This is a genomic window from Catenibacterium faecis (genome assembly GCF_014306455.1).
Classification (GTDB): Bacteria; Bacillota_I; Bacilli_A; order Erysipelotrichales; family Coprobacillaceae; genus Catenibacterium; species Catenibacterium mitsuoka_A.
In genome coordinates, this window is the sequence record NZ_JACRWG010000018.1 from 1 (window position 1) to 22,271 (window position 22,271).

At 33.7% G+C, this 22,271-nt stretch carries 25 protein-coding genes; 19 read left to right on the forward strand and 6 right to left on the reverse strand.

The genetic code is table 11. The features are described 5' to 3' along the window. Positions 1-116 precede the first annotated feature (116 nt). Positions 117-569: a transcriptional regulator Spx gene (spx, locus tag H8909_RS05585; RefSeq protein ID WP_117458292.1), complete on the forward strand. Its 453-nt coding sequence runs from the start codon at positions 117-119 to the stop codon at positions 567-569. On the opposite strand, the gene H8909_RS05590 is transcribed toward spx, so the two are convergent. Then, on the reverse strand, positions 564-1,130 hold the full coding sequence (locus tag H8909_RS05590; RefSeq protein WP_187012132.1) for a CYTH domain-containing protein: 567 nt from the start codon (positions 1,128-1,130) through the stop codon (positions 564-566). The two genes, spx and H8909_RS05590, sit on opposite strands and share 6 nt — an antisense overlap. Before the next feature lie 107 nt (positions 1,131-1,237). Here H8909_RS05590 and H8909_RS05595 point away from each other — a divergent pair, with 107 nt between their 5' ends. Genes H8909_RS05595 through H8909_RS05605 form a run of 3 tightly spaced genes read left to right on the forward strand, consistent with a single transcriptional unit; the run spans position 1,238 to position 3,283 of the window. Continuing rightward, positions 1,238-2,005, forward strand: coding sequence for an NAD kinase (locus H8909_RS05595; RefSeq protein WP_187012133.1), 768 nt, complete (start codon positions 1,238-1,240; stop codon positions 2,003-2,005). Then, entirely contained in the window at positions 2,002-2,850 is an 849-nt protein-coding gene (locus H8909_RS05600) for an RluA family pseudouridine synthase (RefSeq protein ID WP_187012134.1), read from the forward strand. Before H8909_RS05595 ends, H8909_RS05600 begins: the two co-directional genes overlap by 4 nt. Then, positions 2,822-3,283, forward strand: a complete 462-nt coding sequence (locus H8909_RS05605) for a hypothetical protein (RefSeq protein WP_117458296.1) — start codon at positions 2,822-2,824, stop codon at positions 3,281-3,283. The genes H8909_RS05600 and H8909_RS05605 overlap by 29 nt, the downstream gene beginning before the upstream one ends. 48 nt (positions 3,284-3,331) lie before the next feature. On the opposite strand, the gene H8909_RS05610 is transcribed toward H8909_RS05605, so the two are convergent. Continuing rightward, the gene (locus H8909_RS05610; RefSeq protein ID WP_187012135.1) at positions 3,332-4,534 is read right to left on the reverse strand and encodes an FtsW/RodA/SpoVE family cell cycle protein; all 1,203 of its coding nucleotides are present in this window, start codon (positions 4,532-4,534) and stop codon (positions 3,332-3,334) included. A gap of 644 nt (positions 4,535-5,178) precedes the next feature. Here H8909_RS05610 and H8909_RS05615 point away from each other — a divergent pair. The 8 genes from H8909_RS05615 to H8909_RS05650 all read left to right on the forward strand — a co-directional run bounded on the left by H8909_RS05615 (position 5,179) and on the right by H8909_RS05650 (position 13,086). Next, on the forward strand, positions 5,179-5,502 hold the full coding sequence (locus tag H8909_RS05615; protein WP_187012136.1) for a PTS sugar transporter subunit IIB: 324 nt from the start codon (positions 5,179-5,181) through the stop codon (positions 5,500-5,502). Positions 5,503-5,513: 11 nt separating this feature from the next. After that, complete coding sequence (locus tag H8909_RS05620) at positions 5,514-5,882, forward strand: VOC family protein (RefSeq protein WP_129980893.1); 369 nt, start codon at positions 5,514-5,516, stop codon at positions 5,880-5,882. Between the two features lie 318 nt (positions 5,883-6,200). Continuing rightward, positions 6,201-8,462, forward strand: a complete 2,262-nt coding sequence (gene pflB, locus H8909_RS05625) for a formate C-acetyltransferase (protein ID WP_117458300.1) — start codon at positions 6,201-6,203, stop codon at positions 8,460-8,462. A gap of 51 nt (positions 8,463-8,513) precedes the next feature. Continuing rightward, a complete protein-coding gene (gene pflA, locus H8909_RS05630; protein ID WP_238928230.1) occupies positions 8,514-9,248 on the forward strand; it encodes a pyruvate formate-lyase-activating protein in 735 nt (244 codons plus the stop codon). A 36-nt stretch (positions 9,249-9,284) separates the two neighbouring features. Beyond that, positions 9,285-9,542 carry a hypothetical protein gene (locus tag H8909_RS05635; protein ID WP_187012138.1) on the forward strand — a complete coding sequence of 86 codons (258 nt, stop codon included), beginning with the start codon at positions 9,285-9,287 and terminating at the stop codon, positions 9,540-9,542. Between the two features lie 88 nt (positions 9,543-9,630). Further along, positions 9,631-10,515: an ROK family protein gene (locus H8909_RS05640; protein WP_117458303.1), complete on the forward strand. Its 885-nt coding sequence runs from the start codon at positions 9,631-9,633 to the stop codon at positions 10,513-10,515. A 39-nt stretch (positions 10,516-10,554) separates the two neighbouring features. After that, positions 10,555-11,754, forward strand: a complete 1,200-nt coding sequence (locus H8909_RS05645) for an L-serine ammonia-lyase, iron-sulfur-dependent, subunit alpha (protein WP_117458304.1) — start codon at positions 10,555-10,557, stop codon at positions 11,752-11,754. A 39-nt stretch (positions 11,755-11,793) separates the two neighbouring features. Next, on the forward strand, positions 11,794-13,086 hold the full coding sequence (locus H8909_RS05650) for an MATE family efflux transporter (RefSeq protein WP_187012139.1): 1,293 nt from the start codon (positions 11,794-11,796) through the stop codon (positions 13,084-13,086). Between the two features lie 7 nt (positions 13,087-13,093). On the opposite strand, the gene H8909_RS05655 is transcribed toward H8909_RS05650, so the two are convergent. Beyond that, complete coding sequence (locus H8909_RS05655) at positions 13,094-13,399, reverse strand: hypothetical protein (protein ID WP_187012140.1); 306 nt, start codon at positions 13,397-13,399, stop codon at positions 13,094-13,096. 615 nt (positions 13,400-14,014) lie between these two features. Here H8909_RS05655 and H8909_RS05660 point away from each other — a divergent pair. The 4 genes from H8909_RS05660 (at position 14,015) to H8909_RS05675 (ending at position 16,816) form a co-directional block, all read left to right on the forward strand. After that, a complete protein-coding gene (locus H8909_RS05660) occupies positions 14,015-15,181 on the forward strand; it encodes an RNA-guided endonuclease InsQ/TnpB family protein (protein WP_187012141.1) in 1,167 nt (388 codons plus the stop codon). A 237-nt stretch (positions 15,182-15,418) separates the two neighbouring features. Beyond that, a complete protein-coding gene (locus H8909_RS05665; protein ID WP_187012142.1) occupies positions 15,419-15,826 on the forward strand; it encodes a hypothetical protein in 408 nt (135 codons plus the stop codon). 156 nt (positions 15,827-15,982) lie between these two features. After that, a complete protein-coding gene (locus tag H8909_RS05670) occupies positions 15,983-16,294 on the forward strand; it encodes a transcriptional regulator (protein WP_187012143.1) in 312 nt (103 codons plus the stop codon). A 99-nt stretch (positions 16,295-16,393) separates the two neighbouring features. After that, the gene (locus H8909_RS05675) at positions 16,394-16,816 is read left to right on the forward strand and encodes a VanZ family protein (protein ID WP_187012144.1); all 423 of its coding nucleotides are present in this window, start codon (positions 16,394-16,396) and stop codon (positions 16,814-16,816) included. A gap of 57 nt (positions 16,817-16,873) precedes the next feature. Here the strand turns inward: H8909_RS05675 and H8909_RS05680 are convergent, their stop codons facing one another. Beyond that, positions 16,874-17,779 (reverse strand): diacylglycerol/lipid kinase family protein, encoded by a 906-nt coding sequence (locus H8909_RS05680; RefSeq protein WP_187012145.1) that lies wholly within the window; start codon positions 17,777-17,779, stop codon positions 16,874-16,876. A gap of 3 nt (positions 17,780-17,782) precedes the next feature. Further along, entirely contained in the window at positions 17,783-18,997 is a 1,215-nt protein-coding gene (gene pepT / locus H8909_RS05685) for a peptidase T (RefSeq protein ID WP_187012146.1), read from the reverse strand. Between the two features lie 117 nt (positions 18,998-19,114). Between pepT and H8909_RS05690 the strand changes: the two genes are divergently transcribed. The 3 genes from H8909_RS05690 (at position 19,115) to H8909_RS05700 (ending at position 21,077) form a co-directional block, all read left to right on the forward strand. Next, the gene (locus tag H8909_RS05690) at positions 19,115-19,705 is read left to right on the forward strand and encodes a ribonuclease H1 domain-containing protein (protein WP_187012147.1); all 591 of its coding nucleotides are present in this window, start codon (positions 19,115-19,117) and stop codon (positions 19,703-19,705) included. Continuing rightward, a complete protein-coding gene (locus H8909_RS05695) occupies positions 19,702-20,598 on the forward strand; it encodes an exonuclease domain-containing protein (RefSeq protein WP_129981928.1) in 897 nt (298 codons plus the stop codon). Before H8909_RS05690 ends, H8909_RS05695 begins: the two co-directional genes overlap by 4 nt. A gap of 155 nt (positions 20,599-20,753) precedes the next feature. Beyond that, complete coding sequence (locus H8909_RS05700) at positions 20,754-21,077, forward strand: PadR family transcriptional regulator (RefSeq protein WP_022424491.1); 324 nt, start codon at positions 20,754-20,756, stop codon at positions 21,075-21,077. A 60-nt stretch (positions 21,078-21,137) separates the two neighbouring features. On the opposite strand, the gene H8909_RS05705 is transcribed toward H8909_RS05700, so the two are convergent. Next, positions 21,138-22,247: a YdbT family protein gene (locus H8909_RS05705; RefSeq protein WP_187012148.1), complete on the reverse strand. Its 1,110-nt coding sequence runs from the start codon at positions 22,245-22,247 to the stop codon at positions 21,138-21,140. Positions 22,248-22,271 lie beyond the last annotated feature (24 nt).

The window sequence follows — 22,271 nt, forward strand, 5'->3', positions numbered from 1 at the left end:
ACCACCTCTCTTTGATTATACTATTATATCGAGATGCACACTAGAGTTTTGGGGGATTTGAGTTTGGTTATATATTTGTGTCCGCGCAACAAAGGCGCGGGGAAATGGAGAAAATCATGATTAGAATCTACACCGCACCAAGTTGTGCATCATGCAGAAAAGTCAAAGCATGGCTCAAAGAACATGATATTCCTTATGTAGAAAAGAATATCTTTTCTACAATACTAAGAGAAGATGAACTACGTGAACTATTAGAACGTAGCGAGAATGGTACGGATGATATCATTTCTAAACGTTCTAAAATCATCAAAGAGAATAAAGTAGACATCGAAGATATGTCTACCAATGAATTAATTCATTTTATTCAGAAGAATCCATCTATTTTAAAACGTCCTATTATGATTGATGAAAGACGTTTTCAGGTAGGTTATAATGCGGAAGAAATTCGCGCATTTATTCCAAGAGAATTAAGAAAGCTGGCAGAATGTCAGAAGTTTGACAACTGTCCACAATTCAGCGCATCTACACTTGTGGAAGACTATCATCGTAATAATAAAGCAGGCTTATAGGCCTGCTTTTAATGTGCTTAGAACTCTCGCAATCTTACTTGCACAGTTTCCTTTATACTGTAGATGATATGTTTGACATAATTCTTCAAATTGTTTAAGTCCTTTTTCTTCGTCATTCACTTCAAATTCTAATTCATAATCAGTGATTCCGTTATAATGATTTTCATCAAGAGATAACATACCTGAATCAAAAGGGACATCTCTTCTAATAGTAGTCAAAGAATAAGCCTGTTTAATAAGATTTAAATTAAATCCCTTATTACTTAATAAACGAGTAATCTCATTATCAGGTATTTCACCCTTTTGAATCATTTCTAAATCTTCTTTAGTAATTTCTAGATTATGTTCTAGACGACCATTCTTTTCAGGAATCTTTAAAGTCATCTCATAATAACCTTCTTTTTCTCTTATACGAAGACTATAGCGTAGAGCACTTAATTCAATACTTGTAAGATAATAGTTTGTCTGACTATAAGTATGCCCTTTGAAGTCATTCATCAATTGATTGAATAGAGCTTCACTTAATAACATCTTATATTCTATTTCAAGATTTTTTTCCATAATGTCTCCTCATTTTCTCAAATTATATACTTGAGAGTTGAACACGTCAATACAAGTCATATTGCGTAAAAAGGTAATAGAAAGTATAATAATAGCGGTGATAAAAAATGAAAAGATATGCAATTGTGTCAAAAAAAGATGATGTATCCCGTCATCTTGCTGCTTTGATTAGAGATGAACTCAAAGAACTGATTTATGATGAAGAACATCCAGATATAGTGATTTCTGTAGGTGGAGATGGCACTATGATTTATTCTATTCATCGTTATGAGCATGTTTTAAATGATGTTTCATTTGTAGGAATCCATACAGGAACACTTGGGTTCTTTACAGACTATTTAAAGGATGAGTATAAACAGCTTGTAAAAGATATTCTTACAAAAGAACCTGAAATCTTTGATCGACATCTCTTGCGTATTTCTTATAATGGAGAAATCTTTCATGCTTTAAATGAAATGCGTATAGAGAATAGTTATCGTTCACAGGTCATAGATATGTATGTAAACGATGAACATATGGAAACATTTAGAGGAAACGGACTTTGTGTCAGTACTCCTTCAGGTTCTACTGCATTAAATAAATCATTAGGTGGGGCAGTGATTAATCCTAGCTTAAGACTGATGCAGGTGACGGAAATAGCGGGTATTCATCATAATGCTTATCGTTCTTTAGGCAGTCCTCTTATTTTAGGAGATGAGGATGTAGTGCGCTTTGAGACAGATTTTAACGAGAATGCGGTTTTAGGTATTGATACAGATATTTTTGAATTAAAGGATCATGATGTCATAGAAGCACGTTTATCTAAACGTGTGGCTCATTTCTGTGATTATCGTCATGTATCATTTGTGAAGAGATTGAGGAAATCATATCTATGATCTTGCAGTTTGAAATAGATGAACAGCACAAAGATATGCGTTTAGATGAATTTTTCTATTTACATGGTATTTCTAAGAAGTTAGTCAAAGATTCTAGAAATCATGGAGAGATATTAGTGAATGGAGAAAAGCAGTATTTGTGTTATAAGACAGTAACAGGGGATAGTGTGGCTATTGTTTTTCCTAAAGAAACAAGTCATGTGATTCCTGTAGATATTCCCTTAAAAGTTGTATATGAAGATGATTATTTGATGATCATTGATAAACAGCCTAATCTTGCCTGTATCCCTGTTAAGAAGTACTTAACAGAATCGTTAGGGAATGCGATTATGTATTATTATCAAGCAAATCATATTGAAAGTGCAATTCACTTAGTAAATAGACTTGATAAAGAAACATCAGGACTCATGATGATTGCGAAAAGTCGTTATGTTCATGATGCTTTTTCTCATGATATCAAACAGGTGAAACGTGTATATCATGCACTTGTAAAAGGTAATCCAGGACAAGGAACTGTCAATGCGCCTATTGACCATGCAGAAGGTCATGGGACTAAAAGAGAAGTAAAAGAAGGCGGTAAAGAAGCAATCACCCATTACCGTACTATTAAAACAACTAAAGACTATTCTTTAGTAGAATGTAAGCTAGAAACAGGACGTACGCATCAGATACGTGTTCATATGGCTTATTTAGGATGTCCATTAGTAGGAGATCCACTTTATGGTGAAGGAGAAGGGTTCTATCTAGACAGTGTAGAAATAGCCTTTAAACATCCTATCACACAACAATGTATGACTTTAAAGAAGGTGTTCAACGATGTACGAATTAAAAAAATTAAATCTTAAGCAGTCAGAAAAATATATGACTTATAAATGTAATGAATATGGAAAGCACTATAAGAAGTTCTCTAGAATTATTCCTGTAGTTGTGATTATCACATTAGTGGCTGCTTTTCTTGTTCCAACTCAATCTAAAGTAATTTATGCGCTTGGGGTGGCTATTACTGCTGGCTTATTCTTTATGGTTTATAGCTATTATAAACAAATGGTGAACTTAAAAGAGGTACCTACAGTACCTTGTGAATATGTGGTTACACCAGTGAAGTATAATGAGAGAGTACAGCTTAAGACGACTAAGGGGGATAATCTCTTATTTGCTTTTGTAGAAAAGAGCCGTTCTATTTATAAGAATGAAAAAGAAGCACTTATTATCTATGTACCTGAAACAGGACATATTTATGGTGAACATGTAGCTTTACTTAAAGATATTAAGGGATAGTTATATGAAATAAGAAAAACGGCATACCTCATGAGAGGCATGTCGTTTTTAGTATTGTTTATGTTTTACATCACGAAGCTTATTCTGATAATCAATATCAATAATAATACCCATTGCGAACATATATGAAAGTAATGAAGATCCTCCATAAGACAGCATTGGTAAAGTAATACCAGTAATAGGAAGTAATCCAAGAATCATTCCAATATTCCATATTTGCTGGAAGATGAGACATCCAAATGTCCCCATGATAAATGTCTTATCACGAATATTATCACTCTTTAAGCCAATATTTAAGATAGTGATATCAAATGCTGCAATTGCAAGTAAAGTGATGAGTGCACCTACATAACCAAAATCAGTCGCGATAACTGAGAAGATAAAGTCTGTCTGTCCTTCAGGGAAGACCTTGACAACAGCTCTAAAGCCATGTCCAAACCATCCTGCAGTTCCATAAGATAACTGAGCATACCATGACTGTAACCCTTGGTTACCGGTTGTTCCTTCAGGATCTAGCCAGCCATAAATACGGTCTAGTTTATGTCCTGAGATGATAGATGTAAAGACTCCGTTCTGGTAGATGAATAAATAAGCCATTCCAAGTACACCTACTACTGCAATTACTAAAATAAATAGGAACCAGTTTCCATTCATACCACTTGATAATAATACAAAGAAAACAGCTGCCATAAGAATCATCATAACCCCTGAGTCATTCTGCAAATAAATAAGAATAGCTGGTGGTAAAGAAATCTTCATGACTTGAATAATATACTGGATTTCACTATCGGTTGTCTTAACTAAGATACGATCATTATATTCCTGTGTAATTTTCGCAAGATACATAACCATGATGATCTTCATGAATTCTGAAGGCTGAAAACTGAATCCTGGGATAGTATACCATGAAGTCGCACCGTTCACCCAGGTTGCTAGAGGTACTATGTGGATATGCAATACTTTTGTATACACAAAATGGTCTATTGCAAGCCCGATAAGTAATACAATAAAAATCATATAGAGTGTTTTAATATGACTATATAGGGTATCCTGACCTATTTTATAGACAATATAGCCTAGAATGCCACCTATAACATAATAAAGCCCTTGCTTCAACCATAGTGTATAAGGATTCGCAATGTTGGTCATAATTGGTGCAGCACTTGCAACCGCAAAACAACTGATGGCACCAAGCAATATAATTAAGGCAATAAGAGGATATTTCTTGAGTGTTTCTTCAAGGTTTTCCATGCGTGCCCTCCTTTTTTCTTTTTACTTTTTTCATTCTTATAGTATACTATATTTTAAAGATACTTCAATAAAAAGGAGGTAACTATAAGTAACTGAATATATTAACTATTGTGTTTGAATGTGTTTAAATATGCTCGAGAGAGTGCTAAAATGAATACACTAAGTATCACAATTATAAGCCAAAAGATTTTACCGTTGTCTCTAATGGTACGACTTATAAGAACATCAACAAATATGCAAAATTAAAGAAACTTGAAAAACAGCTTATTCGAGAACAGAGAACTCTTTCTCGAAAGTATGAAAATCTAAAGAAAGGAGAGTCCACTCAAAAAAAGGTTTGGGGTAAGAAACTTCATCATAGAATCAATCACAAAGATAGTAAAAACCAAGCCATCTTATATAACGATTGAAGATTTAAACGTATCAGGAATGATGAAGACAAACGCAAATGTATGTATATACCGAAGGCTATTTCGGAAATTTACGACTATGAAGTGTACAATAACTTGTGAGTAGATATGATTTCGGTCAATCCAAAGCATACACGATGAAATAGTAAGTAATGTTCGTGAGAACTTACATTATCTCGATGTGAGATATTTAATCACATTTTGAGTGGCAGTGTGGATAAAGTGTCTAAAAATATGATGATTGGGATTATTGCGGCAATCGTAGTTGTACTTGTGATTGTTGTGATGATGACTCGTAAAAAGAAAACAAGTAAAGAACAATGTCCGATTGATGCAGATCTATTAATTAAAGCATTAGGTGGTAAAGACAACATTACTGCATTAGAAGCATCACCTTCTAAATTAAAGGCGACTTTAAAGCAGGATAAGGATCTTGATGTTGAAACAATTAAAACACTAGGGGCTAGTGGTATTGTGGCAGGTCATTTAACACTTACTATGATCTTTGGCAAAGCATCAAGTATTATCTGTGAAACTGTGTTAGAAAAAATTAAATAAGAGGTATTGTTATGAAATTTAAGATGGTACATGAAAACTATAACGTTAAGGATCTAGATGCTTCTCTTAAATTCTATGAAGAAGCATTAGGCTTAACTGAAAGAAGACGTAAGGTGAGTGAAGATGGAAGCTTCATTATTGTATATGTTGGTAACGAAACAACTCCATTTGAATTAGAACTCACATGGCTTAAAGATCATCCACAGGCTTATGATATTGGAGAAGAAGAATTCCATTTAGCTTTTCATGTAGATGATTATGAAGGGGCACATGCATTACATGAAAAGATGGGATGTATCTGTTTTGAAAATCCTTCAATGGGCATCTATTTTATCCAGGATCCAGATGGATACTGGCTTGAAATCATACCTGAAAAATAGTCTAGGAAATGCATGCTGCATTTCCTTTTTTTGTAAAAAAATAATTAAAAAATATTTTTAGATAGGAAAAAAGTTACTAATGTAAGCGCATTATTCCTAAAACAACAAATATAATATTACTAATTTCGGAAAATAAAACAAACTTATGAGAAAATTTTTTATCACGAGGTAAAAAATGTTATACGTTTACAGAAAACGCATACAAAAATGTAAGCAAATCCATAGACAAACATTTTGAATAATGGTATATTGAAATCGCTGAAAAGGATGAGTAACAAAATTCAGTAGTTTTTTATACTTTAAGGAGGAATTGTTACAATGGATACAAATCGTTTTGCTGATGCGTGGGCTGGATTCAAAGGCCGCTTATGGAAAGAAGAAGTAAATACTAGAGACTTCATTCAGAATAACTACAAACCATATGATGGCGATGAATCATTCTTAGCTGAACCTACAGAAGCAACTAATAAATTATGGGGCAGATTACAGGAACTTCAGGCAGAAGAAAGAGCTAAAGGCGGAGTTCTTGATATGGAAACTGAAGTGGTTTCTGGTTTAACTGCTTATGGACCTGGTTATATTGATGAAAGCATGAAGGACTTAGAAACTGTTGTTGGTTTACAGACAGATAAGCCTTTAAAGAGAGCATTCATGCCTTATGGTGGTATCCGTATGGCTGAACAGGCTTGCGAAACTTATGGTTACACACCAAACCCAGAATTACACAAAATCTTTACTGAATATCATAAGACTCATAACCAGGGTGTATTTGATGTTTACACTCCTGAAATTATGAAAGCACGTCATAATAAGATTATCACTGGTCTTCCAGATACATATGGTCGTGGACGTATTGTTGGTGACTACAGAAGAGTTGCTTTATACGGTATCGATGCATTAATTGAATGGAAGAAAGAAGACTTTGCTAACTGCGGTAGCGGATCTATGACTGAAGACATCATCAGAAAGAGAGAAGAAATTGCTGAACAGGTAAGAGCTCTTAACAATATGAAGAAGATGGCTGAAGCTTATGGTTATGATATTTCTAAACCAGCTACTAACGCTCGTGAAGCATTCCAGTGGTTATACTTTGGTTATTTAGCAGCTATCAAGACTCAGAATGGTGCAGCTATGTCAGTTGGACGTATCTCTACATTCCTTGATATCTATATTGAAAGAGATTTAGCTAACGGTACATTAACTGAAAGCGAAGCTCAGGAATTAGTTGACCATATCGTTATGAAATTCCGTATGGTTAAGTTCGCACGTATCCCATCATACAATGCATTATTCTCTGGTGACCCAGTATGGGCTACTCTTGAAGTTGCAGGTTTAGGTACTGACGGACGTTCAATGGTTACAAAGAATGACTACCGTTTCTTACATACATTAGAAGATATGGGTCCTTCTCCAGAACCAAACTTAACAGTTCTATATACAGAAGCATTACCAGAAAACTTCAAGAAGTATGCTGCTAAGATTTCTATCGATACTTCATCAATTCAGTATGAAAACGATGACGTTATGAGACCTGTATGGGGCGATGACTATTCAATCTGCTGCTGTGTATCAGCTACTCAGACTGGTAAAGAAATGCAGTTCTTCGGTGCAAGAGCTAACTTAGCTAAGTGCTTAACTTACGCTATCAATGGTGGTGTCGATGAAAAGACTAAACAGCAGGTAGGTCCTGAATATAGAGGAATTACTTCTGAATATCTTGATTATGATGAAGTTATCAAGAAATATGAAAACATGATGGGCTGGTTAGCAGACTTATATGTAAATACATTAAACTTAATCCAGTACATGCATGATAAATACTACTATGAAGCTGCAGAAATGGCATTAATCGATACTGATGTTCGTAGAACATTCGCTACTGGTATTGCTGGTTTCTCACATGTAGTAGACTCATTAAGCGCAATTAAATATGCTAAGGTTAAGACTATCAGAGATGAAGATGGTATCGTAGTTGATTACGAAGTTGAAGGTGACTTCCCTCGTTATGGTAACGATGATGACAGAGCTGACAACATCGCAGTTTGGTTATTACATACATTCTTAGAAAAGATCAAACAGCATCATACATATAGAAATTCTGAACCAACTACTTCAATCTTAACAATCACTTCTAACGTAGTTTATGGTAAGGCTACAGGTTCATTACCTGATGGACGTAAAGCTGGTGAACCATTATCTCCAGGTGCTAACCCATCATATGGTGCAGAAAAGAACGGTTTACTTGCTTCATTAAACTCAGTTGCTAAGTTACCTTACGAATGGGCATTAGATGGTATCTCAAATACTCAGACAATTGCTCCAAGTGCTTTAGGTCATGACGAAGCTGAAAGAGCTGATAAGTTAGTAACAGTTATGGATGGTTACTTCAGACAGGGTGCTCATCACTTAAACGTTAACGTATTCGGTAAAGAAAAGTTAATCGATGCAATGGAACATCCAGAAAAACCAGAATATGCAAACTTCACAATCCGTGTATCTGGTTATGCAGTTAAGTTCATTGACTTAACTAGAGAACAGCAGTTGGACGTAATTGCTAGAACTTGTCACGATCATATGTAATAATTAAAACAGTCTCTTATGAGACTGTTTTTTATAGAGGAGGAGAATGTAATGAACGCTCGTGTACATTCCGTTGAAACATTTGGTCTTGTAGATGGACCAGGTGTACGTTTTATCTTATTTCTACATGGATGTCCTTTTAGATGTCAATTCTGTCATAACCCAGATACATGGGCAAGTCAGAAGTTTGAAGAATGGACACCACAGCAGGCATTAGACCGTGCCTTGCGTTTTGAACCTTATTGGGGTAAAGATGGTGGAATTACTGTATCTGGTGGTGAACCACTTGTACAGATTGATTTCTTATTAGAATTCTTTAAACTTGCTAAAGCTGCAGGAATCAATACATGTATTGACACAAGTGGTGCATGCTTTACAAGAGAAGAGCCTTTCTTCTCTAAGTTTGAGGAATTAATGAAATATACTGATTTATTGATGGTTGACATTAAAGAAATCAATGACGAAAGACATCAGGTATTAACTGGTGTTTCAAACAAGCGTGTTCTTGATATGATTCAATATTTGAATGATATCAATAAGCCTATCTGGATTAGACATGTACTTGTTCCTGAAAGAAGTGACTTTGATGAAGATCTTCATGCTTTAGCTGATTATATTGATACTTTAAGTAATGTGAAAAAGGTAGAAGTTCTTCCTTATCATACTCTTGGTGTATATAAGTGGAAGGAACTTAACTTAGAATATAAGCTAGAAGGAATTGATCCACCTACAAATGAACGTGTAGAAAACGCAAATAAGATTCTACATACAGATAAATATAAATAAGTATGATATAATGTCTCCTAGAAGGAGGCATTTTTCATGGATGAATTGCTTTTTGATGAAAATTACATTGTTTTCTTACAGAATCAGAGTTTAGATACTTTATGCAGCCTTTATTATGAGATACATAATCAATTAATGGATATTATTCATACTCATAATGAGGAAGAAAACTATAAAGTAATAACTGCTAAACGTGCGATGATTGAAGGAACAATCATGACCAAGGTCATGCAGGAACATGGTTATTCACTTGATCAATATGCATATTATAAAAATGATAAAATGGTAGCCTAAAAATTTCATGCCTTTAAAAATAGCTCGTTTACTTTTAGTAGTAAATAATTTAAAATATGAGTGATTACTATTATGGAGGTAAAGGATAATGAAATTAGGTACTATTGAAGGCGGAGGAACAAAGTTCGTCGTTGGTGTTGGTGATGAGAATGGTAACATTTTTGAAAGAGAATCTTTCCCAACCACAACACCAGAAGAAACAATGAAGAAAACAATTGAATTCTTCAAGGATAAGGGTGTAGAAGCTATTGGCTTTGGATCATTTGGCCCAATTGACCCAGATAAGACAAGTCCTACTTATGGAAGTGTCACTACTACTCCTAAACCAGGATGGTCTAATCATAATGTCGTAAAGGATTTAGAAGAAGCATTCCCAGGTGTTCCTGTAGGATTTGATACTGATGTAAATAGTGCATGTTTAGGTGAAGTAGAATTTGGTGCTGCTAAAGGATTAAATAGCGCTTTATACTTGACTATTGGTACAGGTGTAGGTGGAGGTGCTGTTGTAGAAGGTAATCTTGTACACGGTTTACTACATCCAGAAATGGGTCATATGAAATTGATCACTCGCCCAGAAGATACTTATAAGGGTAAATGTCCATATCACGGAACATGTTTTGAAGGTTTAGCAGCTGGACCAGCTATTGAAGAACGCTGGGGTAAGAGCGCTAAAGAATTACCTGTTGATCATCCAGCATGGGATTTAGAAGCTTATTATATTGCTCAGGCTTTATGTATTTATATTCTTACAATCTCACCTAAGAAGATTATTTTAGGTGGAGGTGTTATGCACCAGAAACAGTTATTCCCAATGATTCATAAATACGTTCAGGAAATGTTGAACGGCTATGTTGCAAAAGAAGAAATTACAACAGATAAGATCAAGGATTATATTGTTTATCCAGGACTTGCTGATAATGCAGGATTATGTGGTGGATTAGCACTTGCTAAACAGGCATTAAAGAATAAATAAAAGCAGGCATAGCCTGCTTTTTTTAAAGGAGGATAATACATGCAATCACTTAGAGAACTTTATAAGATAGGAATTGGTCCTTCCTCATCTCATACTTATGGACCAATGAAAATCGCTGAAAGAATCAAATCACTTTATCCAGATATGGAAAAGGTACATGTTGATCTGTATGGTTCTTTATCTTTAACTGGTAAAGGACATTTAACAGATAAAATCATGCAGAAGACATTTGCGCCTGTACCATGTGATTTCTCTTTTAAGAGCGGTGAATTACCTTACCATCCTAATGGGATGTTAGTCACAGTATATTGTGGTGGAGAGGCATTAAAACCTATTGAAGCTTATTCTATTGGTGGAGGAGAAATTTACTTTAAGGGAGACTTAGAAGAGGATAAGGTAGAAATCTATCCTCATCATACAATGCGTGAAGTCATTGATTATTGTGAAAATGAAGGATTATCACTTTATGATTATGTCTTACGTTTTGAAGATGAAAACTTTAAAGAATATTTATTTGAAGTTCTTGAAGCAATGTTTACCTGCGTAGAAAATGGGTTACATACACAGGGCATCTTACAGGGCAGTCTACAATTAAAAAGAGTAGCTGGTTCTATGTATCAACAGGCTTTAAATACACATCATGAAATGGCTCAGGAACGTTTATTTATTGCCAGCTATGCTTATGCAGTTTCTGAAGAGAATGCAGATGGTCATATGATTGTTACTGCACCAACATGTGGTGCAAGTGGTGTACTACCAGCTATTCTCTATTATGCATATCATCAGATGGGCTTAAAAAAGAGAGACTTAGTCAAGGCACTTGCGATTGGAGGATTATATGGTAATACTGTTAAATATAATGCAACTATTGCTGGTGCAGATGGAGGATGTCAGGCAGAAGTAGGAACAGCTTGTGCGATGGCAAGTGCCTCTATGGCCTGGATCAATGAGTTAAATAATAGTCTTGTTGATTATGCAGCAGAAATGGGATTGGAACATAACTTGGGATTAACATGTGACCCAGTAGGTGGTTATGTACAGATTCCTTGTATTGAAAGAAATGCTTTGGCTGCATTACGTGCTTATGATGCGGCTATGCTTGCAGGGCAGTTAGGTTATGTACGTAAGAATAAAGTACCTTTCGATACAGTTGTAAGAGTTATGAAAGAAACAGGCAAAGACTTGAATGTTGCTTATAAAGAAACATCTCTAGGAGGTCTCGCAAAAGAATTGAAATAGTGAGTTCACTATTTCTTTTTTTTATAAAGGGGGAAAACTATGAAACAAAGATTTATTAAATATATATGTTTAAGCATATTGGGAGAAATGGCTATATCGTTTTATATACTTGCTGATACATTCTTTATTGCCCAGGGAATAGGGGATAAAGGACTCACTGCATTGAATCTTGCGATACCTGTATTTAATTTTATTTATGGGATAGGGCTCATGTTAGGAATAGGATCTGGTATTAGATTATCTATCCTGAAAATAGATCACAAGCACGATGAAATCAATCAGGTATTTGATCATACAGTGCTTTTAGGACTTGTAATAGGAGTACTTTTCATGATTACAGGAGTATTATATAGTCCTTTTCTTGCAAGAATGCTAGGAGCCAATGATGCCGTATTACAAGATACAGTCATTTATCTAAGAACTATTATGATATTTACACCTGCCTTTATCTTCAATAATGCACTCAATGCATTAGTAAGAAATGATAACAATCCCGCTCTTGCGACAACAGCTATGATTGTAGCTTCACTGATGAATGTTGTACTAGACTATGTATTTATATTCTTATGTCATATGGGAATGTTTGGTGCTGTTTTTGCGACAAGTCTTGCACCTTTGATTGGCTTAAGTATTCTCTCTTTACACTTCATTAAAAAGAAGAATACATTCCATCCCGTTCAGCTTCGTTTTCAATTCTCTATGATTCAAAGAATTATTAAACTAGGTTTTCCTTCTATGTTGATAGAGATATCAAGTGGTTTAGTTGTTCTTCTTTTTAATACACTTATATTAAAGATTACAGGTAATATAGGTGTTGCTGCTTATGGTGTTGTATGTAATATATGGCTTGTATGTGTTGCAATATTTAATGGTCTTGCAAATGGTATGCAGCCTCTTACTAGTGAATCATATGGTTCTCATGATACAAAGAATCTTATTATGTTAAGAAGAATGACTCTTACTATTTCTTTATTAATATCTTTCACAATTTACTTAACAGTCTTCACAAATGCCTCTATGATTACTTCTCTATTTAATAAGACAAACAATCCAACATTATATACACTAGCAATAGAAGGCTTTAAAATAATGTTTATTGGCCTATTCTTTGCAGGGGTAAACATTGTCTTAACGACATACTTTACTTCAATAGAAAGCGCTAAAATAGCTTCTACACTTATTCTATTACGTGGTGTAGTACTTATCGTACCTGCATCTATCATTCTTTCACAATTAGGTATGAAAGGAATCTGGGCATCATTACCACTATCTGAAATCATGACTACATGTGTAGGACTTACGTATCTCAAACTTAAAAGAGCGATTGACTAAATCGCTCTTAAATTCTTTTTCTTAATATTATATAGAGTATGATTGAAAGAAGAGGAATAAGAAGATACATTCCAACTATGATGAACATATTAGAAAGAGTACTAAAGGCTTTTGTCTGTTCATATAACATCATAGACATCGATATCGTACTATAGTGCATCACAAATGTACCAATGACTTCTACACCTATAAGTAGATAAAATAGCTTAAACATTTTTGCCTTTACTAATAAGAATGTAAGGAATAATGATACAATCAATAATGGTAGAAGCTTAAGAAATAAGCTGCTATAAAGAGCTTGAGAAACATTCATAATATTCACCTGCGCTTTCGTTTATGTTTTTCCTCTATAATTATTATAAGAATTATTTAAGAAGGAGTAAACGTATATTACTATTTAAAAAAATTTATTTAAATGTAGAAGTTACAGGAGGAAAATATAAGTAACTAATTATATCGACTATTGTGATTAAATGTGTTCAAATCTCCTCAAAGGAGAGCGTTAAAATGAAAACATCAAATATCACAAATTATAAATTAAAGGATTTTACAGAACTTTTAGGCGTATCTGTTAAGATGTTATAACGTTGAGATAGAAAAAGAACTTTAAAGGCAAACCGAACCAAAACTAAAGGCATTATTATACTTATAATCATCATTTACTAAATCAAGTTACATTTTTAAGATAGTTTTATAATGTAAAAGAATTATTTGAATACCCACAGACCACAGGTTAGTGAAAATTAAATTTTATTAACGCCTATAAATCGGCGTTCATGAAGCTGAACTGAATACATGAATTTTCTATTTGTTCTATAATTAGATTAGAAATTAGATGGAGAACTCATGCAGGATATTGTTTCAATACTCCATGTGTTCTCCTGCAGGCTGCAAAGGGTTTCATAAGTATAAAAACTGATAGAAAGGGATGAGGAAATTGCTGAAGAGTTTCAAAACGGAAATAAATCCAACAGAGGAGCAGAAAGTCAGGATTCGTAAAACAATAGGTACTTGCAGATTTATCTATAACTTCTATCTTGCTCATAATAAGGAGCTTCATGAAAGTGGCAAAAAGTTTATGAGCAGCAGCCAGTTTAGAGTATGGCTCAACAATGAGTATCTTCCGAATCATCCAGAATGTTTCTGGATCAAGGAAGCTTATTCAAAATCGGTAACACAGGCAGTTGTAAATTACGGACAGACCGCATTGAAGAGATTCTTTAACCACAAGAGCGCCTTCCCAAAGTTTAAGAAGAAAGGCAAATCTGATGTGAAAATGTATTTTGTAAGAAATAATCCAAAAGATTGTTGCTGTGAAAGACACAGAATCAAGATTCCATCACTTGGCTGGGTACGCATCAAAGAGAAAGGATATATTCCAACTACAAAAGATGGATACGTAATTAAGAGCGGTCATGTTTCAATAAAGGCTGACAGATACTATGTTTCAGTTCTTATAGAAATCCCAGATCACAGGATAGTTAACAATTCCAGTGAAGGAATTGGCATTGACCTTGGATTAAAGGACTTTGCGATTGTTTCTAATGGAAAAACTTATAAGAACATCAATAAATCTGCAAAATTAAAGAAGCTTGAAAAAAAGCTTGCTCGAGAACAGAGAAGTCTTTCTCGAAAGTATGAAAATATAAAGAAAGGAGAGTCCACTCAAAAAAGAAATATACAGAAACAAAGGCTTAAGATACAGAAGCTTCATCATAGAATAGACAATATTCGTACTGATTACATCAATAAGATAATCGCAGAGATAGTGAAAACCAAGCCATCTCATATAACGATTGAAGATCTAAACGTATCAGGAATGATGAAGAACAAGCATCTTTCAAAGGCAGTTGCTTCGCAGAAGTTTTATGAATTTAAAACAAAGCTTTTAGCTAAATGCAAGGAGTACGGAATTGAACTTCGAATAGTAGATAGATGGTACCCATCATCTAAGACATGTCATTGCTGTAAAAGCATCAAAAAAGATTTAAAACTTTCAGATAGAGTTTTCAGATGTGATTGTGGTTATATCGAAGACAGAGATTTCAATGCTGCACTTAATTTGAGAGATGCTATAACTTACGAAGTTGCATAAAAAAACGCAAACGTAGGTATGTACCGAAGGCTATTTCGGGAATTTACGACTATGAAGTGTACTTGAACTTGTGAGTAGATATGATTTCGGTCAATCAAAAGCATACACGATGACATAGTAAGTAATGTTCGTGAGAACTTATATTATCTCGATGTGAGTATATTTAATCACATTTAGAGTGGCAGTCTTGTAACTTACATTAAAATAGATTAAAATACATATAAAAGGGGAATCACTATGAAAGATACGACGAAATCAATTATCTATGGGGCAACTCCTATAGCACTTTATATCATACAAACTTCATCAACAGAATATGTACAGAAGTTCCAGCATGCACTCACATTACTTACACAGGATCAGAATTATTCTACTGCCATTTCTTTTTCCATTATCTCAAATATTTTAATTGCGATATGTTTTATTCTTATGTTTGTGATGGCAACCAAGAATAATGTCACTAAGATCATCAGTGCTGTTTATGCTGTAGTAGGTCTATTCCTTCTCTTTGACCAATATACTGCCACTATTCAGAATCATCTTTATACAAATGTGATTACACAATTCACATATAATAATATTTCTTTGATTGTGATAACGACAGTAATTATGATTTATAATCTCTATAACCTTCTAAAAAATTAGAAATCAGTGATGATTTCTATTTTTTTATAGCCCATAGCCTTTAAATTTATTGATATAAATTATATAATTATTATATATGGTGAAAATTATACTAAGCAACTAGGAATTAATGCATGTTGGTAATGCTGATTCTATTAATGCTAGGGAGGAAATCTAATGGAAAACGTTATGAACAATACATCAAAGGTATTTGAATCGCACATAAGAATTCAAATGATTGCCAGTTTAAGTATTGAAAATCTCACTTATAAGCAGATGAAAGAGATTCTAGGTTGTACAGACGGGAATATGACAACACATACTAAAAAGCTTATTCAAGAAGGATTTATGGAAGTGAGAAAGGAATTTGTAAATAACAGACCACAGACAACTTATCATTTGACTGATGAAGGTAGAACACAGTTTGAAGAGTATGTGGCTTTATTGAATAAATTAGTAGAAAAGGGAAAAAACGCACAAAAAGTCTGATTTTTATCAGTTTTTCTTTTGGATAGTGTATAATAAAGTTGTAGTAATAAGTAGTAAAGATAGTCATATAGTTCATGATTATATTAACAGGAGGAAAGTATGAAAAAGACCCTATCGTTTAAATTATGCATTATTGTATTCTACTTACTTGTATTTATCGCATTTATAATAGAGAAAAGACCTATTCTAAGTAATAGTACACCTTATTTCTCTAGAATAGCCAATGCGACTAATCTTGTTCCGTTCTACTATAATCCTAATTCAAATTATCAGGCGTTACAAATGAATATTATCATGAAGGTATTCTTAGTGATGCCAATCGCACTATATTATGTGATCAAGAAGGATTGTACGTTAGGACAGTTAATCACATTTATTTTAGGTGCTAGCTTTATTTTCGAAGTAGCTAAATTACTTTCATTAAGAGGCTTTTTTGATATTACTGATTTCTTCTATTATATGGCAGGTGCTGCCCTCGCTTACTATATCTATAGAAGTATCAAGTTCTTTACAAAGAAATAAATAACTTAACATCATGAACTAAAAAAGAGGAAAATCAATCGATTTTCCTCTTTGTGATTATTTTTCATCTTGATCTGGAATAATAAGTGAAACTGCATGTCTTAAACATTCAACATGAACAGGGAAAGTCTGTCCCTTTTCACCATCAATATCATAGACAATATCCTCATCACAACTGATTGTGATATCCTTTGCCTGGACATAACGAATCATTGGATTTTGAGGATGAAGATTACGCTTATAATCCATAAAGACATTAAGTAGTTCAGCTACATTTCCTTTTTTAATAATAATAAGATCTAACTTACCATCACTTGTAGAAGCATATGGAGTCACTCCTGGAAATCCTCCTACATGAGAACTATTCGTAATCATGAATAAGGCAGCATCTTCTTCAAACTCTATTTCATCTGCTTTTATTTTAAGATGAAGTGATAAGCCTAACTGTTCAGGTAACATCTTCAATCCATTGATGTAGTAGGCAAGAGGACCAAACTTTTTCTTTTCCTCTTTAGTGACAAGAAATCCAATATCACTAAACATACCACCACTTAATACATTCGCAAAACAATGATCATCTACATAACCTGCATCAATCTTCTTTGTTTTAAAACGAGCAATCATATCACGGAATGCTTCTGGTGTATTAGGAAGATTAAGGTAAGTCGCAAAGTCATTGACAGTACCTGCAGCTAAGATTGCAAGAGGAATCTTAGATTCACTCTTAATAAGTCCTGTTATGATTTCATTAATAGTACCATCTCCACCTACTGCTACAATAAAGTCATATTCGTTTTTAGTCAGTTTTGCAGCACGTTCTAATCCATCATTCTTTCCTCTAGTAAAGTAAGTATCAATCGTATTCACATTAGTATGAAGAATTAATTGACCAATAAACTGATCAATAGATTTCTGGAATGCATGTGTACCACTAGAAGGATTAATAATAAACAAACACTTCATATATTATGCCTCCTTAATCAATTCAAGAAGTAACTTAACACCCTTTTTCATAGAATTAATACTACAGAATTCATAAGGACCATGGTAGTTATATCCACCAGTACCTAAGTTAGGACAAGGAAGTCCCATAAAGCTTAAATTAGCCCCATCAGTGCCACCTCTAATAGGAGATGCAATAGGCTCAAGTCCTATATTAATCATGGCCTGTTTTACCTTATATACAATATCAGGTGTCTTATTGATAACTTCAATCATATTCTTATACTGTAAAGTAAAGTCAATATCAATATAATGACCATGATTGACCTGGTTTAAATAAGAAGCAGCTAACTGCATTGTATGAATCATATCATGCATATTATCCATGTCATGATCTCTTAGAATATAAGTCATCTTAGTTGTAGAAACATCACCTTCCATATGATGAAGGTGATAGAAGCCTTCTTTATGTTCAGTCGCTTCAGGACGCTTATTATCACCAAGCATTGTATCAAACTGACGACCTAAAGTAAGAGCATTGACCATCTTACCTTTAGAATCACCTGGATGATAACTCTTACCAGTAATAGTGACATCAGCCTTATAGGCATTGAAGTTTTCAAAACTGAATTCATCAATTCTACCACCATCTACTGTATAAGCATAATCAGCACCAAATTTCTTGACATCAAAGTTTTCAGTACCTCTACCTACTTCTTCATCAGGAGTAAACGCAATACAGATATCTCCATGCTTAAAATCTCTATTCTGGCAGATATACTCTACCATACTCATAATAATAGCTACACCTGCTTTATCATCTGCACCAAGAAGTGTAGTTCCATCAGTTGTAATTAAATCATCACCCACTAGACCCTTTAATTCAGGATTTGTTTCTGAATCTAAATACATCTTCTTTTCTTCATTAAGAATAATACGTCCTCCTGGATAAGAACGGATAATACGTGGATGAATATCATGTCCACTTGCATCTGGAGAAGTATCCATATGGGCAATAAATCCAATTGCCTTCATAGGCTCATCAGAATTACTATAAATCTTTCCGTATACAATTCCCTGATCTGTTCTTTCTACTTCATCTACACCTAAAATCTGCATTTCTTCACTCAAGAAATCAGCTAAATCAAATTGTTTTTCTGTAGAAGGAGATGTTGTAGAAGATTCATCAGACTGTGTATCAAAACTCACATATTTCAAAAATCTCTTTTCAATCAACATAAAATAACCTCGCTTTGTTTATTTCTTTCATTTTAACATAGTAAATAGTTTTTGTGAACTTGCATAATTAACTAGACAACGCCTATTGTTTTCATTATTATGGGGTAGGTGATAAAAATGAAATATTATGCCGTAAAAAACGGAAGAGTACCAGGTATTTATAACTCTTGGGCAGAATGTCAGAAGCAGATTCATGGCTTTAAGAATGCTTCTTATAAGTCCTTTACATCACGCAAGGAAGCAGAAGAGTTTATTTCTGATAAAAAAGAAATGCCTCAAATGGAACATGGGTTAATTGCTTATGTAGATGGTTCTTTTAATGCGAAAAAGAAAGTATATGGTTATGGTGCTGTATTAATTGATGGACAGCAGGTCATTAAACGTCTTTATGGACATGGAGATAATGAAGAATGTATATCTAGTCGTAATGTCGCAGGAGAAATATTTGGGGCACTTGCAGCTGTAAAGTATGCAGTAGAACATCCTGAATATGATGGTATTGTGATTTATTATGATTATATGGGTATTGAAAAGTGGGCTATTGGAGAATGGAAAGCTAATAAGAAGTTAACACAGTATTATGCTGATAAAATGGCTAAATACCGTAAACAATTGCCTATTGTCTTTATGAAAGTAGAAGCTCATACAGGAGACTTCTATAATGAACAGGCAGATCAGTTAGCAAAGAAAGCAGTGGGAATTGAATGAGTGAAAAAATAACAATCTTTGATATTGAAGAATTGAATAATGATCCTGTTAGTATCTGTTCTATTGGAATAGTCGTATTGGAGGATATGAAAGTAAAAGAAACATTCTATTCACTTATTAGACCTCCTAAATTGACTTTTGATCCTTATCGTTATAAGGTTCATAAGATCAGACCACAGGATTTAAAGAAACAACCTACATTTCCAGAAATCTGGCCAAAGATTAGTCAATATTTTGAAAACAGTATTGTGATATCTCATGATATCCAATCAGATCTAAATCATCTATTGGCAGTATTTAGAAGGTTTCGTATAAGAAAGCCTACTTGTTTCTTATCATGTACATTAGTACTCGCAAAGCTGTTTCATCCTGAATTACAAAAGTATGGCTTAGGTTCTCTATGTGATTATTATTCAGTGGAATTAGAGAATGCCCATAATGCATTGGCTGATTCTTTAGCCTGTGCAGAACTTTTAAAGAAGATGATGGATGAACATCACTATACAAGTCTTAAAGAGCTCCACGAGAAGGAAAATGTCCCTTTAGGACGTATGACAAGTTCTTTTATTGAACCTCTTGTATCAAGTGATAAGGTACAGGAAGTAAGGATGGGAATACAGAAAGAAACAGTTGCTTTCACTGGAAAACTTGCTCATACAAAACAAGAAATAGAAGCATTTGTAGAACAGGATGGTATGACACCATCATTCCATGTCACAACACAGACAAGATATCTCGTTATTGGGAAAAAGGACTACAAGCAGACAAGATATCAAAAAGGCAATAAGAAGATAAAAAAAGCCATGACACTATCAAGACAAGGTCAGGATATTAGAATCCTACATGAAGACCAGTATATTGATATGGTAAGAAAAAGAACTCTTAAGGCATAGAGTTCTTTTTCTTACACACTATTTTAAAAAAATGACGCTTTTTTTTATTGTAAACAGGATAAAAGTACAGTTTGGTGCACAAATACGTCATTTTATTTAAAAAATGTATTGAAAACGCTTCTAATATTTGATAATCTTATTACAGGTGATTAATTATGGCAAAGACTTCAAACTATTTATTTAAACTTGATTTAATGATTTTAAGCTTATTGAAAGAAAAAGATCAATATGCGTATGAACTAACTAAAGAGATTGCAGAAAAATCTAAGGGTCGTATTGAACCGAAGAATGGTACTATGTATCCTATTATTTACAAACTCATTGAAAATGGCTATATTTCAAGCAATACAATCATTTACCACAATAAAGCTAGAGTGTATTATCACCTAGAACCAGCCGGAAAGGAATATTTAGATAAGATTATTGTGGAATTTGATGAACTAGTGGATTGCATCAATTCATTTATTCACAAAGATTAAAATAGAGTTCCCATGATGGAACTCTATTTTTTTTGCATAAAAAAAGAAATAGACAAATGCCTATTTCTTGATTTCTTTATAGCTGATTGCGAAAGGTCCAGTTTTAGTAACGATTGTTATTGTATCGCCTTTCTTATACTCTTTAAATTCTTTTGCAGTAGCACGATAAGTAAATTTCTTTTTACCTGTTTTTACATTGAAATGATATACTTGTGAGAACTTAGTTGTATAATGTTCTGTCTTAGTAATAATACATTCTTCTGTATTAGTTACCTTTGCAAGAGGATCATTGATCCAGCATAATGCAAGTGGAATAAAGATAACTAGGAAGCATGTAAATAATGCATCTCTAGGTAATCCAGCTTTTTCACCAATCCAGCGATAGAATACAAAGATAATTAAGAATACAATAATTGCTGCATAAATAAGAGGTCTTGTATTTTCCATTGCATATTTAGTAAATAGAATTAACCATCCTGTAATAGTAGGGATAATAAAGTTACCGAAGAACAATCCATATAATTCTTTGATTGCTGGCTGATTTCCTTCGGCAGTTAGACCTAAATAGTAAATACCTGCAAGCACTGGGATAACGATAGAAATTAATCCACCTACAACAAGAGAATCAAGTGCACCAATCATACCAGCCACTAATGACACTAACTGGATAAGTGTTAATACAAGCATTACTGGTTTAATAACTGATACAGAAGGCATACGACTAGGTGCTTCCTTTGTACCTTCAATATCTTCATAAGGGATCTTATGATCAGTACATTCTTCAACTAATTCAGCTAAATCAGCCACTTCAAATTCTAATGAAGAGAGCTGTGCAATCACACCTTCTTCAGAATAAATAGTAAGTGTCTTACCATCATCTACTAGTTTAGTAATGTCTTCATAAGCATACTTCTTTTCGTTATTACCTTCTTTAAAAGTAATATCATCTTCAGTCATCATATAAGAGAAAGTCTTCTTCTTGTTCACCTTTAAAGTGATATAAATCATAAGTAGAAGCCCGATGACACCAAGCCCTGTAATCACATAATAACCGTCTTTTGCTTCTATAAAGCCAAGAACTAACATGATAATACCAAATACAGGACAAAGAAACTTCATTGTACTAATATGAAATAGTAAACTATCCTTATATGTTACGTCTCTATTCATTTGTTTACCTCAACTCCTTACGTA

Excerpts from the sequence above, each read along its gene's own strand:
- spx (WP_117458292.1), top strand. The coding sequence starts at position 117 with ATGATTAGAATCTACACCGCACCAAGTTGTGCATCATGCAGAAAAGTC.
- H8909_RS05590 (WP_187012132.1), bottom strand. The coding sequence starts at position 1,130 with ATGGAAAAAAATCTTGAAATAGAATATAAGATGTTATTAAGTGAAGCT.
- H8909_RS05595 (WP_187012133.1), top strand. The coding sequence starts at position 1,238 with ATGAAAAGATATGCAATTGTGTCAAAAAAAGATGATGTATCCCGTCAT.
- H8909_RS05600 (WP_187012134.1), top strand. The coding sequence starts at position 2,002 with ATGATCTTGCAGTTTGAAATAGATGAACAGCACAAAGATATGCGTTTA.
- H8909_RS05605 (WP_117458296.1), top strand. The coding sequence starts at position 2,822 with ATGTACGAATTAAAAAAATTAAATCTTAAGCAGTCAGAAAAATATATG.
- H8909_RS05610 (WP_187012135.1), bottom strand. The coding sequence starts at position 4,534 with ATGGAAAACCTTGAAGAAACACTCAAGAAATATCCTCTTATTGCCTTA.
- H8909_RS05615 (WP_187012136.1), top strand. The coding sequence starts at position 5,179 with ATGATGATTGGGATTATTGCGGCAATCGTAGTTGTACTTGTGATTGTT.
- H8909_RS05620 (WP_129980893.1), top strand. The coding sequence starts at position 5,514 with ATGAAATTTAAGATGGTACATGAAAACTATAACGTTAAGGATCTAGAT.
- pflB (WP_117458300.1), top strand. The coding sequence starts at position 6,201 with ATGGATACAAATCGTTTTGCTGATGCGTGGGCTGGATTCAAAGGCCGC.
- pflA (WP_238928230.1), top strand. The coding sequence starts at position 8,514 with ATGAACGCTCGTGTACATTCCGTTGAAACATTTGGTCTTGTAGATGGA.
- H8909_RS05635 (WP_187012138.1), top strand. The coding sequence starts at position 9,285 with ATGGATGAATTGCTTTTTGATGAAAATTACATTGTTTTCTTACAGAAT.
- H8909_RS05640 (WP_117458303.1), top strand. The coding sequence starts at position 9,631 with ATGAAATTAGGTACTATTGAAGGCGGAGGAACAAAGTTCGTCGTTGGT.
- H8909_RS05645 (WP_117458304.1), top strand. The coding sequence starts at position 10,555 with ATGCAATCACTTAGAGAACTTTATAAGATAGGAATTGGTCCTTCCTCA.
- H8909_RS05650 (WP_187012139.1), top strand. The coding sequence starts at position 11,794 with ATGAAACAAAGATTTATTAAATATATATGTTTAAGCATATTGGGAGAA.
- H8909_RS05655 (WP_187012140.1), bottom strand. The coding sequence starts at position 13,399 with ATGAATGTTTCTCAAGCTCTTTATAGCAGCTTATTTCTTAAGCTTCTA.
- H8909_RS05660 (WP_187012141.1), top strand. The coding sequence starts at position 14,015 with ATGAGGAAATTGCTGAAGAGTTTCAAAACGGAAATAAATCCAACAGAG.
- H8909_RS05665 (WP_187012142.1), top strand. The coding sequence starts at position 15,419 with ATGAAAGATACGACGAAATCAATTATCTATGGGGCAACTCCTATAGCA.
- H8909_RS05670 (WP_187012143.1), top strand. The coding sequence starts at position 15,983 with ATGGAAAACGTTATGAACAATACATCAAAGGTATTTGAATCGCACATA.
- H8909_RS05675 (WP_187012144.1), top strand. The coding sequence starts at position 16,394 with ATGAAAAAGACCCTATCGTTTAAATTATGCATTATTGTATTCTACTTA.
- H8909_RS05680 (WP_187012145.1), bottom strand. The coding sequence starts at position 17,779 with ATGAAGTGTTTGTTTATTATTAATCCTTCTAGTGGTACACATGCATTC.
- pepT (WP_187012146.1), bottom strand. The coding sequence starts at position 18,997 with ATGTTGATTGAAAAGAGATTTTTGAAATATGTGAGTTTTGATACACAG.
- H8909_RS05690 (WP_187012147.1), top strand. The coding sequence starts at position 19,115 with ATGAAATATTATGCCGTAAAAAACGGAAGAGTACCAGGTATTTATAAC.
- H8909_RS05695 (WP_129981928.1), top strand. The coding sequence starts at position 19,702 with ATGAGTGAAAAAATAACAATCTTTGATATTGAAGAATTGAATAATGAT.
- H8909_RS05700 (WP_022424491.1), top strand. The coding sequence starts at position 20,754 with ATGGCAAAGACTTCAAACTATTTATTTAAACTTGATTTAATGATTTTA.
- H8909_RS05705 (WP_187012148.1), bottom strand. The coding sequence starts at position 22,247 with ATGAATAGAGACGTAACATATAAGGATAGTTTACTATTTCATATTAGT.